Raw genomic sequence first — 13,276 nt, forward strand, 5'->3', positions numbered from 1 at the left:
ACCCCTCGGAAGGGACCCCTGTCATGAGCACCACGCTCACCGCCGGCTCGACCCGCGTGCGCGGTCTGGTCGGCCGCGTGTCGATGTACCGACTCGTCCTGGCCTCTCTCGGCCTGCTCACGGCGATCTCGCTCGCGCTCTCGTTCGCGGGGCTCGTGGTCCCCGATCCGCTCGAACTCGTGGTCAGCGCGGTCGTGCTGGCGGTGGCGTGCGCGGTGACCGACCTCGCCGCGCAGAGCGTGCTCCGGATGCCGCGGCGGCTGGAGTCCTCGCTCATCACGGCCGCGATCCTCCTGTTCGTGCTGCGGCCGAGCGTCGAGCCGCTGGGCCTGGCCGGTCTCGTGCTCGCCGGTGTTGTGGCATCCGCGTCGAAGTACCTGCTGGTGTGGCGCGGGCGCCATGTGTTCAACCCCGCCGCCACCGGGGCGACGGTGCTGACGATCGTGAGCATCTGGGCGCCCGATCTCGGCTCGTCGGCGTGGTGGGTCGGCTCGCCGTGGCTCGCGGGTCCCGTGATCGTGCTCGGCGTGCTCCTGCTGCTGCGCACCGACAAGCTGCCGATCGTCGCGACGTTCTGGGTCGTGGCGATGACCGTGGCGTTGGTGCGCACGACGATCCAGTTCACCGCCGCCGGTTTCCCCGTCGACGTGCCCGCCGTCCTGCTGCAGGTGGCGTTCTCGTCGCCGTTCCTCTTCCTCGGGGCGTTCATGCTCTCGGAACCGCTCACGCTGCCCCCGCGTCGCGTGCAGCAGCTCGCCGTCGCGGTCGTCGTCGGCGTGCTGGCCGGCTGGCCGCTCCCCGTCGGCGACATCACCCTCGGCCAGGAGAGGGCTCTCCTGCTCGGCAACCTGCTCGCGTTCCTGTTCTGCCTGCGGGCGGCGGTGCGACTGCGCGTCGAGCGGCGGCGCGATCTGACGCCCACCGTGCGCGAGTTGATGTTCCATGCGGCTCGTCCCTTCTCGTTCTCTCCGGGCCAGTACCTCGAGCTCGACGTGCCGCATCGCCGGCCCGATGCCCGGGGAACGCGCCGCGAGTTCTCGATCGCGTCGGCACCGGAAGATCTTCCCGAGGTGCGCATCGCGTTCAAGGAGGGGTCGCAGTCGTCGTACAAGCGCGCCCTGGCCGCCGTCGAGCACGGCTCGACGCTCGCGGTGACGGGGGTGTGGGGCGACTTCGTGCTGCCGGCGCGACCGACGGCCCCCGTCCTCATGCTCGCGGCGGGCATCGGCGTGACGCCGTTCATCTCCCAGCTGCGCCACCTGGCCGCGACGGGTCAGCGCCGCGACGCGGTGCTCGTGTACGTCGTCTCGGAGGCCGCGGAGCTCGCATTCCGCGACGACATCGCCGCCGGCGGCATCCCGGTCGTGGTGTTCTCGCGCGACGAGCCCCGCGACCTGCCGGCGGGATGGACGTGGGCCGGACCCGACCGGGTGGATGCCGAGGCGCTGCAGCGCGCGGTGCCCGACCTCGCCGCGCGCGCGGCCTACGTCTCGGGCCCGCCGCGGCTCATCGCCGACCTCGCGCCCGCGCTGGCGAAGGCGAAGTCGCTCACGACCGACGCGTTCGCGGGGTACTGACTCCGGGTGGAGTGGGCGCCGTCGCAGGGGAGCGGGCGTCTGCGCTCGGGTCTCGTGCGGCGGCGGTCGAGGGCTCACCCTGCATGATCGCTTCGGTGGACCGTCTCCGGGCGAGCCCGCGCGCCCGGCCGGCGCACCGTCGGCGCCGGCGGCACGATCGGGCGCCGAGCGGGCTCCGCTTCCACCGGCCCCGTCTGATCCGTCGTCCCGGAGCCGACGACGGTCTATGCCGACGTGGTCAGGCCGGATCCGCCGGCTTCGCCGGCAGGCGCACCTCGAACGTGGTGTCGCCCGGGCTGCTGCGCACGGTGATCGAGCCGTGGTGCGCATCCACGATCGCGCGCGCGATCGACAGACCCAGGCCGGTGCCGCCCGTCTTGCGGTCGCGCGAGCGGTCGGCCCGCGCGAAGCGCTCGAACAGCTGCGAGGCCACGGAGGGATCGATGCCGGGCCCGTCGTCGTGCACGCGCAGCACCGCTTCGCCGCCCTCGTGGGCGACCGAGACGGTCACATGGCTTCCCGCCGGGGTGTGCGTGCGGGCATTGGCCAGCAGGTTCGCGATCACCTGGTGCAGGCGGGACGCATCGCCCGCGAGTTCGACGGGTTGATCGGGGACGTCGATCGTCCACGAGTGGTCGGGTCCGGCCGGACGGGCGTCGCCGACGGCCTCCACGGCGATCTGCGTGAGATCGACCGATCCGTAGACCAGCTCCTGCCCCTCGTCGAGGCGGGCGAGCAAGAGCAGGTCCTCGACGAGTGTCGTCATGCGCAGCGACTGCGCCTGGATGCGCTCCAGCGACTGCTCGGTCGTCTCCACCGCCATGGCCGTTCGCTGGCGGCTCTCGTCGTCCTGGGCCTGGCGCATCGCGCGCAGCGACAGCTCCGAGAACCCGCGGATGGATGCCAGGGGCGTGCGCAGCTCGTGACTGGCATCCGCCACGAACCGGCGCATGAGCTCCTCGTTGCGTTGACGGGCCGACAGGGAGGCGTCGACGCGGTCGAGCAGCGTGTTCAGCGCCGCCCCGACCTGGCCGATCTCGGTGTGGTCGTCGACCTGGTCGGCGGGCACGCGTTCGGTGATCGACACGTCGCCCTGGTCCATGCGCAGGGAGGCCACGCGCGTTGCCGTCTCGGCGACCGAGCGAAGCGGCCGAAGCCCCAGACGGATGACGATGGCGATGACGACGGCGAGGAGCAGCAGGCCGCCCGCCGTCACGAGGGCGACGGTGGTCAGGATCGCACCGATGGTCCCCGTGACGTTCGACAGCGGCAGACCCACGAGGAACAGGGCGTCTCCCCCGGGGGAGGGGAAGGTGCGCACGAGGTATTCGCCGAGGTTGGGCAGGTCCACGGTCTGCGCCGTGGGATCGACCGATCGCAGGCTGTCGGCGATCTGCCCGAGATCGTCGGTGGTGAGGGCTCGCACGGCGGTGTCGCCCACGACCGCCCCCGAGACGCCGGACCGGGTGTTCATCACCAGCAGCGTGCCATTGGGGAAGCGCCCGGATTCGAGGACGTCCTCGGCGCTGTTCTGGAACACCACCCGGGTCTGGAGCGAAGAGGCCGTGTCAGTGACCGAGGCGTCGAGGTTGTACAGCAGCACCTGGCTCAGGATGGCGCTGGTGGAGATGCCGATCATCACCAGGATGAACGCCACCATCCCGATGACCGCCGTCATCAGTCGCGCCTGCAGGGTCCACGGTCGATGCCGCAGTCGTCCGAGGCGCGTCGGAGCGTCGGGCGCGCGCAGGGGAGCCGGGGGAGCCGGCCGCGGGGGGAGGCTCACTGGGGGGCTTTGATCATGTAACCGACGCCGCGCACGGTGTGGATGAGCGGCTCGTTGCCGGCGTCGATCTTCTTGCGCAGGTACGAGATGTACAGCTCGACGACGCTGGAGCGCCCGCCGAAGTCGTAGTTCCACACGCGGTCGAGGATCTGCGCCTTCGACACCACGCGGCGCTGGTTGCGCATGAGGAAGCGCAGGAGCTCGAATTCGGTCGCGGTGAGCTCGATCTCGCGGTCGCCGCGCACGACCTCGTGGCTGTCTTCGTTGAGGGACAGGTCGCCCACGCGCAGGATGGGCTCGGAGTCGCGTGTGAGCGCCGTACCCGCGCGACGCATGAGCCCTCGCAGGCGCGCCACGACCTCCTCGAGGCTGAAAGGCTTCGTGACGTAGTCGTCGCCGCCGGCCGTCAAGCCCGCGACGCGGTCGGCCACGGCGTCCTTCGCGGTGAGGAAGAGCACCGGCACGTCGTTGCCCGAGTGGCGCAGGCGCTGCAGCACGGCCATGCCGTCGAGGTCGGGCATCATGATGTCGAGCACCATGGCATCCGGTTCGAAGTCGCGGGCGGCCGTCAGGGCGTCGAAACCGGAGCCGGCGGTCTTGACCTCCCAGCCCTCCATGCGCAGCGCCATCGACAGCAGGTCGGTGAGCATCTGCTCGTCGTCGACGACGAGCACGCGCAGCGCGCTCCCGTCGGGGCGGGTGAAGGCGGGGGCGGCGGCGGTCGCGGTCATGGCACTCATTGTGCGCCCGTATCTATGAGCTTTCTATGGCGCGGGTTATGGGCTTCCTGAGAGCGACGGATCCGTCGGCTGAGCAGCAGCGCGAGCCCCACCCCGAGAGCGGTTCCTGCGGCGTTGGCGACGACGTCGCCCACGTCGGCCACCCGCGTGGGCAGGAACAGCGACTGGATCGTCTCGATCGCCGCGCTCACGCCCACCCCGATCAGGATGCCGTGCCACCACGGCCGACGCCAGGCGATCGCCAACGCCCCCAGGGGGACGAACATCGCCACGTTCGCGGCCGACTCGACCACGTCGAAGGTGATCCAGGCCGTCGCGGGCCAGGCGCGGAGCGCGGCGAGCACGCGGCCCAGGATGCCGCCCACCTCGGCGTCGTAGATCGACGGGCGCAGCGTCATCCACCACACCCCGAGGGCGTAGACGCACGAAACGGCGACGAGCATCGCCCGTCGCCGTTTCGTCATGGATGCCTCAGCACTCGGCGGTCAGCACGCCGTTCTCAGTGCGTGTCCTCGGCCTCGATCTCGGTGCGGTCGCCCGACCAGAGGGTGTGGAAGGTGCCCTCCTTGTCGATACGACGGTAGGTGTGCGCGCCGAAGAAGTCGCGCTGGCCCTGGATGAGGGCGGCGGGCAGGCGCTCGGCGCGCAGGCCGTCGTAGTACGCCAGCGACGAGCTGAACGCGGGGGCGGGGATGCCGCTCGCGGCCGACAGCGAGACGATGTGGCGCCATGCGTCCTGAGCCCGACCGAGTGCCTCGACGAAGTAGGGCGCCGTCAGCAGCACGGGCAGTTCGGCCTCGGCGTCGTACGCCTCGGCGATGCGGTTGAGGAACTGCGCGCGGATGATGCAGCCGCCGCGCCAGATCTTCGACACGGCGCCCAGGTCGATGTTCCAGTCGTACTGAGCTGCCCCGGCGCGGATCTCGTCGAAGCCCTGCGAGTACGCGACGATCTTCGAGGCGTACAGCGCCAGGCGCACCTGCTCGATGAAGGCATCGGCATCCTCGCCCGCGAGCACGTCGGTGCCGGAGGGACCGGGGAGCTCGCGCGAGACCTCGCGCTGCTCGGGGTGGCTCGACAGCGAGCGCGCGAAGGTGGCCTCCGCGATGCCGGAGACGGGCACGCCCAGGTCGAGGGCGGTCTGCACGGTCCAGGCACCGGTGCCCTTGGCGCCGGCCTGGTCGAGGATCACGTCGACGAGGGGCTCGCCCGTGTCGGCGTCGGTCTGGCGCAGCACCTCGGCGGTGATCTCGATGAGGTAGGACTCCAGCTCGCCGCGGTTCCACTCGGCGAAGACGTCGGCGATCTCGGCGGGGGACTTGCCCGTCGCGCGGCGGATGAGGTCGTAGGCCTCGGCGATGAGCTGCATGTCGGCGTACTCGATGCCGTTGTGCACCATCTTCACGAAGTGCCCCGCACCGTCGTGTCCGACGTGGGTGACGCACGGCTCGCCCTCGGCGACCGCGGCGATCGAGGTCAGGATCGGACCGAGCGTGGTCCACGCCTCGTCGGAGCCGCCGGGCATGATCGAGGGGCCCAGCAGGGCACCCTCCTCGCCGCCGGAGACGCCCATGCCCACGTAGTTGATGCCGGTGTCGCGCACGGCCTTCTCGCGGCGGATGGTGTCGGTGAAAAGGGCGTTGCCGCCGTCGACGATGATGTCGCCGGGCTCGAACACCTTGACGAGCTCGTCGATGACGAAGTCCGTGGGGCGACCGGCCTTGACCATGATGATCGCCGTGCGCGGCTTCGACAGCGACGCGGCGAAGTCCTCGTACGAGAAGGACGCGACGAAGTTCGCCTCGGGGTGCTGCTCGACGAGGTGCTCGGTCTTGTCGGAGCTGCGGTTGAACACGGCCACCGTGTTTCCCTCGCGGCTGGCGAGGTTGCGGGCGAGGTTCGAGCCCATCACGGCCAGACCGACGACGCCGATGTTGGCGCGGCCGTCGCCCTCGCCCTCGGGGCGGGAGTCGGCCGCGGCGGTCGGGCGCTCGACCTCCTCGATGCCGGGTGCACCTTCGTGCACCTGCGCGGCCTCGTGGGGGGACTGGTCCTGATCGGTCGAGGGTCCGGTCGGGGAGGGGGTCGACGTCATTCGTTGCTCCGTATTCGGGTGCGAGGAAGGGGTGGGCGAACGCACACGGGCCGCCTCCGCCACTGTATCGGCTCGACCCGTGCGTGTTTCAGGGGGTGGCGCCGGGGGCGGAGGCGCTGCCGCCCGACCCGTCCGGGGCCGACGCGGCGATCAGTCCCAGTCGCGCCACGACCTCCTGCACCTGCTGCAGTGGCGTCAGGTCGAGATCGACGCGGATCGCCCGCTCGTCGGCGTCCGGCATCTCGAGGGTGTCGAACTGGGAGTGCAACAGCGACGGCGGCATGTAGTGCCCCTGCCGGCGCAGAAGTCGCTCGCGCACGAGGGCGGGGTCGCCCATGAGCAGGACGAAGGTCACGTCGTCGCGTCGGAGCACGTCGCGATAGCTGCGCTTGAGGGCGGAACACGTGATGATGCCGGGGCGTCCGGCGGCGATCTGTCCGTCCATCCACGCGGCGACGCGGTCGAGCCACGGCCAGCGGTCGTCGTCGTCGAGCGCGTGTCCCGCGGCCATCTTGGCGACGTTCTCGGACGGATGCAGGTCGTCGCCCTCCTGGAAGTCCCACCCCAGGCGGCCGGCGAGCATGCCGGCGACGGTCGACTTGCCGGTACCGGCGGGGCCCATGAAGACCAGGACGGGAACGGGAGCGGTCATGGATTGTCCTCCTCGACGAGGGTGGTCGGTGGTCAGATCGTGCGACGGACTTCGGTCAGGACCGCGGCGACGTAACGCCGCGTGTGCTCCTCGGCGGCGTCGGCGTCGGCGCGACCGATCGCGGCGGCGGTCTCGACGTGGTTGTCGAGCGCGTCGGGGTTCGGGATGCCGGGGGTCAGGCCGTGCATCGCGCGCCCCTCGATCGCGGCGGCGATGGGGGCGCGCGCCGCGGCGAGCATGAGGTTGCCGCTGGAGATGAGGATCAGATCGTGGAAGGCGATGTCGGCCGCGAGATACTCCGGCGAGTTGCCGAGACCGGCAGCGCCGAGACGCGCGAGCTCGTCGGCCAGGCGCAGGATCTCGCCGCGTTGCAGGTCGGTCGCGCGCCGGGCGCTGAGTCGCGCGGCCACGGGCTCGATCGCGGCGCGGAGCTCCGTCGTGTTGACGATGAGCTGGTCCCGGCGTCGACCGGCCAGCTGCCATCCGATGAGTCGGGTGTCCAGCGCGCTCCAGTCCGCGGCCGGGCGGACGGTGATGCCGACCCGGCGGCGCTGTTCGAGCATGCCCATCGCCTCCAGCACACGTACGGCTTCGCGCACGACGGTGCGCGAGACGCCGTACTCGGCCTCCAGGGCGGCGAGGGTCAGGACGCGGCCCGCGGCGAGGTCTCCGTCGACGATGCGCGTACCGACGGCGTCCACCAACGAGCCGTGCGACGCTCGGGCCATGACCCCTCCTTAGGTCGTTAGGTACGACCATATCTTGTCAAAAATATGATCATTGTGTGAAGATTCGTTGACCACACCGTGGGCGCGGGTCGAAGAACAGCTTGCCCGACGCCGCGCACCCTGAATCAACGGAGATCTCTTGGACGACTGGACCCAAACACTCGGCGCGGCGCCGCTGCTCGCCATCGCCGCGGGCGCGATCGCGCTCATCCTGGTGCTCATCATCTGGCTGAAGGTGCACGCGTTCCTCGCGCTCATCATCGTTTCCCTCGCCACGGCGTTCGCCGCCGGCATCCCGGTGTCGGCGATCGTGTCGACTCTGACGGGTGGCTTCGGCGGGACGCTCGGCACGGTGGCCCTGCTCGTCGCGCTCGGCGCGATGCTCGGGCGGTTGATCGAGCACTCGGGCGGAGCGCAGTCGCTCGCCGAGACCTTCGTGCGCGTCTTCGGTGAGAAGCGCGCTCCCTTCGCCCTCGGCATCGTGTCGCTCATCCTCGGCTTCCCGATGTTCTTCGACGCCGGGCTCGTGATGATGCTGCCGATCATCTTCGCCATCGCCCGTCGCGTCTCGGGCAACAACGTGCTGCTGTTCGGTCTTCCGGCCGCCGCCGCGTTCTCGGTCATGCACGTCTTCCTGCCGCCGCACCCCGGTCCCGTCAGCGCGAGCGAGCTGTACGGCGCGAACCTCGGACTGGTCCTCATCGTCGGACTGATCATCGCCTTCCCGATCTGGTACCTCTCGGGTTACCTGTGGGGCAAGTTCATCGCCCGGCGCATCGTCCTTCCCGTGCCCGCTCTCTTCGGCGACGTGGACGCGGATCAGCCGAGCAACCCGCCCAAGCCCCTGACCGTGATCGCCGTGCTGCTGCTGCCGATGCTGCTCATCTTCCTCAACACCGGCCTCACCACCCTGGGCTCGGCCGGCGTGGTCGACACCGGGAACACGTTCGTGCAGGTGCTCATCCTGCTCGGCAACTCGCCCGTCGCCCTGCTCATCACCGTGCTCGTGGCCACCGTCGTGTTCGGGTTCCGTCGCGGCGAGAACGGCACCGCGCTCGAGAAGGTCGTCGACTCGGCGCTCGGTCCCGTGGCATCCGTGATCCTCATCACCGGCGCCGGTGGCATGTTCGGCGCGGTCCTGCGCGCCTCGGGGATCGGCGACGCCCTCGCCGACAGCCTGAGCGACCTCGGTCTGCCCGTGATCGTGGCGGCGTACATCATCGCCGTGATCCTGCGCCTGGCGCAGGGTTCGGCGACCGTCGCCCTCGTCACCGCCGCGGGCCTGGCCGCCCCGGCCGTCATGGCCGGCGACTTCTCGCCCCTGCAGGTCGTGGCCATCACGCTCGCCACCGCCGCCGGCTCGGTCTTCGCCGGCCATGTCAACGACTCGGGCTTCTGGCTCGTGGGCCGCCTGATGGGCATGGACGTCAAGACCACGCTGAAGACCTGGACCGTGCAGCAGGCCATCGAGTCGGTGCTCGGCTTCGTCGCGGCGCTCCTCGTGTTCGGCGTCGGATCGCTGCTGTGACCGCTTCGAACGCCGATCTGTTCGACGTCGCCGACCGCCTCGCCCTCGTCACGGGGTCATCGCGGGGCCTGGGGCGCGCGCTGGCGTTGACCCTGGCGCGCGGCGGGGCCCGGGTCGTCGTGCACGGTCGTGACGCGGCCGCGGTCGAACGAACGCGCGCCGAGGCTCAGGATCTGTCGGGGCGCACCGCGCACGCGGTGACCTTCGACGTCGCCGACGCCGCCGCGGTCGAGGCGGCCGTGGGCGACCTGATCGAGCGCGTCGGGGTCCCCGACATCCTCGTCAACAACGCCGGCGTGCAGCGCCGGGCGCCGATCCACGAGTTCGCCGTCGCCGACTGGGACGACATCGTCGCGGCGAACCTCTCCGGAGTGTTCTACGTCTCACGGTTCGTCACACCCGCGATGGTCGCGCGCGGCTCGGGCAAGGTCGTCAACGTCGCCTCCGTGCAGTCGCGCCTCGCGCGACAGACCATCGCGCCGTACTCGGCGACGAAGGGCGGCGTCGCCCAGCTGACCGCCGGCATGGCCGCCGACCTCGCGCGCTTCGGTATCCAGGTCAACGCGCTGAGCCCGGGGTATTTCGCCACCGACATGAACCGCGCCCTGGTGGACGACCCCGATTTCACCCGCTGGTTGACGCAGCGCACCCCCGCCGCCCGGTGGGGCGAGGTCGACGAGCTGCGCGGGGCGCTGCTGTTCCTCGCGTCCGACGCGTCGAGCTTCGTCTCGGGGCAGAACATCTTCGTCGACGGCGGGATGACGGCGGTCGTCTGACCGCCGGGAGGAACCACGATGAAGTCCCTGCTGATCGAGAAGGCGCTCACCGCCGCCGTCCGCGAGGTCGCCCTGCCCGAACCCGGGGCGGGGCAGGTGCGCCTGCGCGTGGAGTACGTCGGCATCTGCGGGTCCGACCTGCACTACTTCTACGAGGGCGCGAACGGGGCCTTCGTGGTGCGAGAGCCCCTGGTCCCCGGCCACGAGCTCGCCGGACGCATCGACCTCGACCCCTCCGGCGCTCTGCCCGAGGGAACGCCGGTCACCGTGCATCCGGCGCGCTTCGGCACGCCGCGCGCGGGCATCGAGCAGCAGCCGCACCTCTGGCCGGGGGGTTCCTACCTCGGGAGCGCGTCGACCTGGCCGCACACCCAGGGGGCGGCGTCGGAGTTCCTGGTCGTCGAGGCCGACATGGTGCGCGTGCTTCCGGACGGGCTGCCGGTCCGGCGTGCCGTGCTGGCCGAGCCTCTCGCGGTGGCGCTGCACGCGCTCGGCAAGGCCGGCGACGTCGCGGGGGTCGAGGTGCTGGTCACCGGCTCGGGACCGATCGGTCTGATGGCCGTCGCCGCGGCCGTGGCGGCGGGGGCCCGCGTCACCGCCGTCGACGTGTTGGCCGGCCCGCTCGAGCGCGCTACGGCGCTGGGAGCGGCGGCGACCATCGACGTGTCCGCCGCGGCGGTCGAGCCGAACGCCTACACGGTCGTGCTGGAGTGCTCGGGAGTGCCCGTCTCGATATCGACGGCGCTGAGGGCGGTGCGCCCCGGCGGCACCGTCGTGCAGGTCGGCATGCTGCCCGACGACCCGCGGCCGGTGAACCTGGCCCCCTTCATCTCGAAGGAGGTGCGCTACCTCGGTGCGTTCCGCTTCCACGACGAGATCGACTTCGCGGTCGATCTGCTCGCGGCGAACCCCGGCATCGAGAGCGCCGTGACGCACGAGTTTCCGCTGGAGGACGCCGAGGAGGCGTTCGCCGTCGCGCGTGATTCCCAGCGCTCGGGCAAGGTCGTCTTCACTCTGTGAGGCGAGGAGGGCTCCGGCCGGCGGCAGGGGTGGGGCGGCGTCAGTGCTTCTTATAGGAGGCGGTGCGACCCATCGAGAACAGGGCACCGATCAAGCCGATGCCGCCGAGCGTGGCGATACCGCCGATGACCCAGAGCACGACGTGAGAGAAGAAGTCGCTGTCCATGATGATCCTCCGGGTCGGTGTGGCCGTTCGATCCTACCGTCGCGTCGACACCGCCGTGTCCGCCCGCCGAGACCCCGGTCGTGGCGCGGCCCGGTCGCTGGTAGACTTCCCGGGAACTTCGGCGAGGGATGCCACCCCCGTGCCCGGACCGGGCATACGCGGCATCCGTGATCGACGCGGTGATGCAGGCTCCCGGCTTTCCTCACGCGCTCGCGTTCGAGTCGAATCCAGACCACACATGCGCGGACACTGTCCGCTCACAAGCTGCGGGACATGAGCCCGCGAGGAGAACAACATGTCGGAAGACAACAAGGTCGTCGCGGAACTGCGCGAGAACTTCGGCAAGGGCTTCGCCCGCCGCCTGCGCGCCGCCGGCAAGATCCCCGCCGTCATCTACGGCCACGGCACCGAGCCCCAGCACGTCGCGCTGCCGGGCCACCAGGTCGCGCTGCTCATCCGTCGCGCCAACGCGCTGCTCGACCTCGACATCGCGGGCACGGGCCAGCTCGTCCTGGTGAAGGACGTCCAGAAAGACCCCGTGCGCCAGATCATCGAGCACATCGACCTCCTCGTCGTCCGCAAGGGCGAGAAGGTCCAGGTCGACGTTCCCGTCAACGTCGTGGGCGAGACCTTCCCCGGCACCATCGCCAACCTCGAGAACACCACCGTGTCGCTCGAGGTCGAGGCCACCCACATCCCGCAGAACATCGAGCTCGATGTCGACGGTGCCGAGGACGGCACGCAGATCACCGCCGCCGACCTCAAGCTCCCCGCCGGCGCCACGCTGGTCACCGAGCCCGAGACCCTCATCGTGGGTGTCTCCGTGCCGCTGGCCACGATCGCCGCCGACGAGGAGATCGCCGAGGCCGACGCCGAGGTCGCCGAGGAGCAGTCCGAGGAGGCCGAGACCGGCGCCGAGGGCGACGGCAACTGATCCTCCGCGGGTCGCCCGGCGATCCGCGACCGACGAGGGGGCGCGTTTTCGCGCCCCCTCGTTCTCTTTGCCCCCGGGAGCGCGTCTCCCGGGTGCCCCTCGTCGCGCGCACGGACGCGGCGGCGCGTACGGAAGGATGGATGCCATGGCGGACACCTGGCTCATCGTGGGACTCGGCAACCCCGGACCGCGCTACGAGGCGACCCGGCACAACATCGGTCAGATGGTGGTCGACGAGCTCGCCGCGCGCCGTCGAGAGGCTTTCCGCGCGCACAAAGCCAATGCGCGCGTCGTCGAAACCTGGCTGCGGCCCGGAGCGGCCAAGCTGGTCCTCGCCAAGCCGAACAGCTTCATGAACGTGTCCGGCGGGCCGGCATCCGGGCTCGCCCGCTTCTACGGGACCGACCCGGAGCGGGTCGTCGTCGTGCACGATGAGCTCGACATCCCGTTCGACACGATCAAGGTGAAGACCGGCGGCGGACACGGCGGGCACAACGGCGTCCGCGATGTCGCGAAGGCCCTCGGCACGGCGGATTTCCCGCGCGTCCGCGTCGGCATCGGCCGTCCGGCGGGCCGCCAAGATCCCGCCGACTGGGTGCTCGACCCCTTCAGCGTCACCGAGCGCACGACCCTTCCCATCCTCGTCTCGGATGCCGCGGATGCCGTGGAGCTGCTGGTCGACGAGGGCCTCGTCGCAGCCCAGCAGCGTTTCCACGCGCCGCGCGGCTGAGGCGTCCGCCCGCGTCAGCCGCGCGGGCCCTCGTTCGAGACAGTCGGTGTCGCGAGCTCGATCGCGCCGTCCGGGCGGACGACGTGACGATACGGCCCCGTCGCCCGCCGTCCCCTCGGCAGAAGGGCGGCATCCAGGGTCGCCCAGACGTCGCCGAGGTCGACCGGTCGCTCGTGGAGCAGGACCGTGGCCCCGGTGTCGGTGGCCGCGACGATCACGGGCACGGTGTCCGTTCCGACACCCGGCGCATCCGCCACCGCGCTGATCGTGATGACCCGCGGGTCGGTGGTTCCGTCGTACACGAAGGTGACCGCGGCTGCGCGCGCGACCGCGAGTCGTTCCCGGAGCAGGCGTACGGCCGCGGGGATCTCGGACTCCTGCATCACGGTCGTCCTCACGCCGAAGCCGGCCAGTGCCGGCAGGGGGCCGAGATGAAGGGTGGTCTCCACGGCATCCCGGGCCCGGTCGAGGTCGTCGATGCGGCGATCGATCCGCGACAGTGCGGCGTTGTCGCGGGCGATCGCCGCCGCCACCGGGGATCGTC

The 13,276-nt window shown here is 71.0% G+C and carries 13 protein-coding genes and 1 pseudogene; 6 read left to right on the forward strand and 8 right to left on the reverse strand.

The window, feature by feature from the left end; all coding sequences use genetic code 11:
- The first annotated feature begins 23 nt into the window (after positions 1 to 23).
- Entirely contained in the window at positions 24 to 1,577 is a 1,554-nt protein-coding gene (locus tag ACK4LS_RS10600) for an FAD-dependent oxidoreductase (RefSeq protein ID WP_409716885.1), read from the forward strand.
- 238 nt (positions 1,578 to 1,815) lie between these two features.
- Here ACK4LS_RS10600 and ACK4LS_RS10605 read toward each other — a convergent pair whose 3' ends face one another.
- The 6 genes from ACK4LS_RS10605 to ACK4LS_RS10630 all read right to left on the reverse strand — a co-directional run bounded on the left by ACK4LS_RS10605 (position 1,816) and on the right by ACK4LS_RS10630 (position 7,578).
- The gene (locus ACK4LS_RS10605; protein ID WP_409716887.1) at positions 1,816 to 3,255 is read right to left on the reverse strand and encodes a sensor histidine kinase; all 1,440 of its coding nucleotides are present in this window, start codon (positions 3,253 to 3,255) and stop codon (positions 1,816 to 1,818) included.
- Between the two features lie 104 nt (positions 3,256 to 3,359).
- A complete protein-coding gene (locus ACK4LS_RS10610; RefSeq protein WP_298877220.1) occupies positions 3,360 to 4,094 on the reverse strand; it encodes a response regulator transcription factor in 735 nt (244 codons plus the stop codon).
- A gap of 5 nt (positions 4,095 to 4,099) precedes the next feature.
- Positions 4,100 to 4,567 (reverse strand): VanZ family protein, encoded by a 468-nt coding sequence (locus ACK4LS_RS10615; RefSeq protein WP_409716889.1) that lies wholly within the window; start codon positions 4,565 to 4,567, stop codon positions 4,100 to 4,102.
- A 35-nt stretch (positions 4,568 to 4,602) separates the two neighbouring features.
- On the reverse strand, positions 4,603 to 6,198 hold the full coding sequence (gene gndA / locus ACK4LS_RS10620) for an NADP-dependent phosphogluconate dehydrogenase (RefSeq protein WP_409716891.1): 1,596 nt from the start codon (positions 6,196 to 6,198) through the stop codon (positions 4,603 to 4,605).
- A gap of 88 nt (positions 6,199 to 6,286) precedes the next feature.
- Positions 6,287 to 6,850 (reverse strand): gluconokinase, encoded by a 564-nt coding sequence (locus ACK4LS_RS10625; protein WP_409716893.1) that lies wholly within the window; start codon positions 6,848 to 6,850, stop codon positions 6,287 to 6,289.
- Between the two features lie 32 nt (positions 6,851 to 6,882).
- On the reverse strand, positions 6,883 to 7,578 hold the full coding sequence (locus ACK4LS_RS10630) for a FadR/GntR family transcriptional regulator (RefSeq protein ID WP_409716894.1): 696 nt from the start codon (positions 7,576 to 7,578) through the stop codon (positions 6,883 to 6,885).
- A gap of 139 nt (positions 7,579 to 7,717) precedes the next feature.
- On the opposite strand from ACK4LS_RS10630, the gene ACK4LS_RS10635 reads away from it, so the two are divergent.
- The 3 genes from ACK4LS_RS10635 to ACK4LS_RS10645 are packed head-to-tail and all read left to right on the forward strand — an operon-like array spanning position 7,718 to position 10,902.
- Complete coding sequence (locus ACK4LS_RS10635; protein WP_409716896.1) at positions 7,718 to 9,106, forward strand: GntP family permease; 1,389 nt, start codon at positions 7,718 to 7,720, stop codon at positions 9,104 to 9,106.
- On the forward strand, positions 9,103 to 9,882 hold the full coding sequence (locus tag ACK4LS_RS10640; RefSeq protein ID WP_409716898.1) for an SDR family oxidoreductase: 780 nt from the start codon (positions 9,103 to 9,105) through the stop codon (positions 9,880 to 9,882). Before ACK4LS_RS10635 ends, ACK4LS_RS10640 begins: the two co-directional genes overlap by 4 nt.
- 18 nt (positions 9,883 to 9,900) lie before the next feature.
- Positions 9,901 to 10,902 carry a zinc-binding dehydrogenase gene (locus ACK4LS_RS10645; protein ID WP_409716900.1) on the forward strand — a complete coding sequence of 334 codons (1,002 nt, stop codon included), beginning with the start codon at positions 9,901 to 9,903 and terminating at the stop codon, positions 10,900 to 10,902.
- A 40-nt stretch (positions 10,903 to 10,942) separates the two neighbouring features.
- On the opposite strand, the gene ACK4LS_RS10650 is transcribed toward ACK4LS_RS10645, so the two are convergent.
- A complete protein-coding gene (locus ACK4LS_RS10650) occupies positions 10,943 to 11,068 on the reverse strand; it encodes a hypothetical protein (protein ID WP_409716902.1) in 126 nt (41 codons plus the stop codon).
- A gap of 295 nt (positions 11,069 to 11,363) precedes the next feature.
- On the opposite strand from ACK4LS_RS10650, the gene ACK4LS_RS10655 reads away from it, so the two are divergent.
- Both ACK4LS_RS10655 and pth read left to right on the forward strand, forming a co-directional pair.
- Positions 11,364 to 12,002, forward strand: coding sequence for a 50S ribosomal protein L25/general stress protein Ctc (locus ACK4LS_RS10655; RefSeq protein ID WP_409716904.1), 639 nt, complete (start codon positions 11,364 to 11,366; stop codon positions 12,000 to 12,002).
- A 145-nt stretch (positions 12,003 to 12,147) separates the two neighbouring features.
- Complete coding sequence (gene pth / locus ACK4LS_RS10660) at positions 12,148 to 12,732, forward strand: aminoacyl-tRNA hydrolase (protein WP_409716906.1); 585 nt, start codon at positions 12,148 to 12,150, stop codon at positions 12,730 to 12,732.
- A 14-nt stretch (positions 12,733 to 12,746) separates the two neighbouring features.
- Here the strand turns inward: pth and ACK4LS_RS10665 are convergent.
- Positions 12,747 to 13,276: pseudogene (locus ACK4LS_RS10665) on the reverse strand (hypothetical protein); the annotation flags it as partial.

The sequence above is a fragment of the Microbacterium sp. genome, assembly GCF_046295495.1.
In the GTDB taxonomy this organism is placed as follows: domain Bacteria; phylum Actinomycetota; class Actinomycetes; order Actinomycetales; family Microbacteriaceae; genus Microbacterium.

Excerpts from the sequence above, each read along its gene's own strand:
- gndA (WP_409716891.1), bottom strand. The coding sequence starts at position 6,198 with ATGACGTCGACCCCCTCCCCGACCGGACCCTCGACCGATCAGGACCAG.
- pth (WP_409716906.1), top strand. The coding sequence starts at position 12,148 with ATGGCGGACACCTGGCTCATCGTGGGACTCGGCAACCCCGGACCGCGC.
- ACK4LS_RS10625 (WP_409716893.1), bottom strand. The coding sequence starts at position 6,850 with ATGACCGCTCCCGTTCCCGTCCTGGTCTTCATGGGCCCCGCCGGTACC.
- ACK4LS_RS10600 (WP_409716885.1), top strand. The coding sequence starts at position 24 with ATGAGCACCACGCTCACCGCCGGCTCGACCCGCGTGCGCGGTCTGGTC.
- ACK4LS_RS10655 (WP_409716904.1), top strand. The coding sequence starts at position 11,364 with ATGTCGGAAGACAACAAGGTCGTCGCGGAACTGCGCGAGAACTTCGGC.
- ACK4LS_RS10610 (WP_298877220.1), bottom strand. The coding sequence starts at position 4,094 with ATGACCGCGACCGCCGCCGCCCCCGCCTTCACCCGCCCCGACGGGAGC.
- ACK4LS_RS10615 (WP_409716889.1), bottom strand. The coding sequence starts at position 4,567 with ATGACGAAACGGCGACGGGCGATGCTCGTCGCCGTTTCGTGCGTCTAC.
- ACK4LS_RS10630 (WP_409716894.1), bottom strand. The coding sequence starts at position 7,578 with ATGGCCCGAGCGTCGCACGGCTCGTTGGTGGACGCCGTCGGTACGCGC.
- ACK4LS_RS10645 (WP_409716900.1), top strand. The coding sequence starts at position 9,901 with ATGAAGTCCCTGCTGATCGAGAAGGCGCTCACCGCCGCCGTCCGCGAG.
- ACK4LS_RS10650 (WP_409716902.1), bottom strand. The coding sequence starts at position 11,068 with ATGGACAGCGACTTCTTCTCTCACGTCGTGCTCTGGGTCATCGGCGGT.
- ACK4LS_RS10605 (WP_409716887.1), bottom strand. The coding sequence starts at position 3,255 with ATGACGGCGGTCATCGGGATGGTGGCGTTCATCCTGGTGATGATCGGC.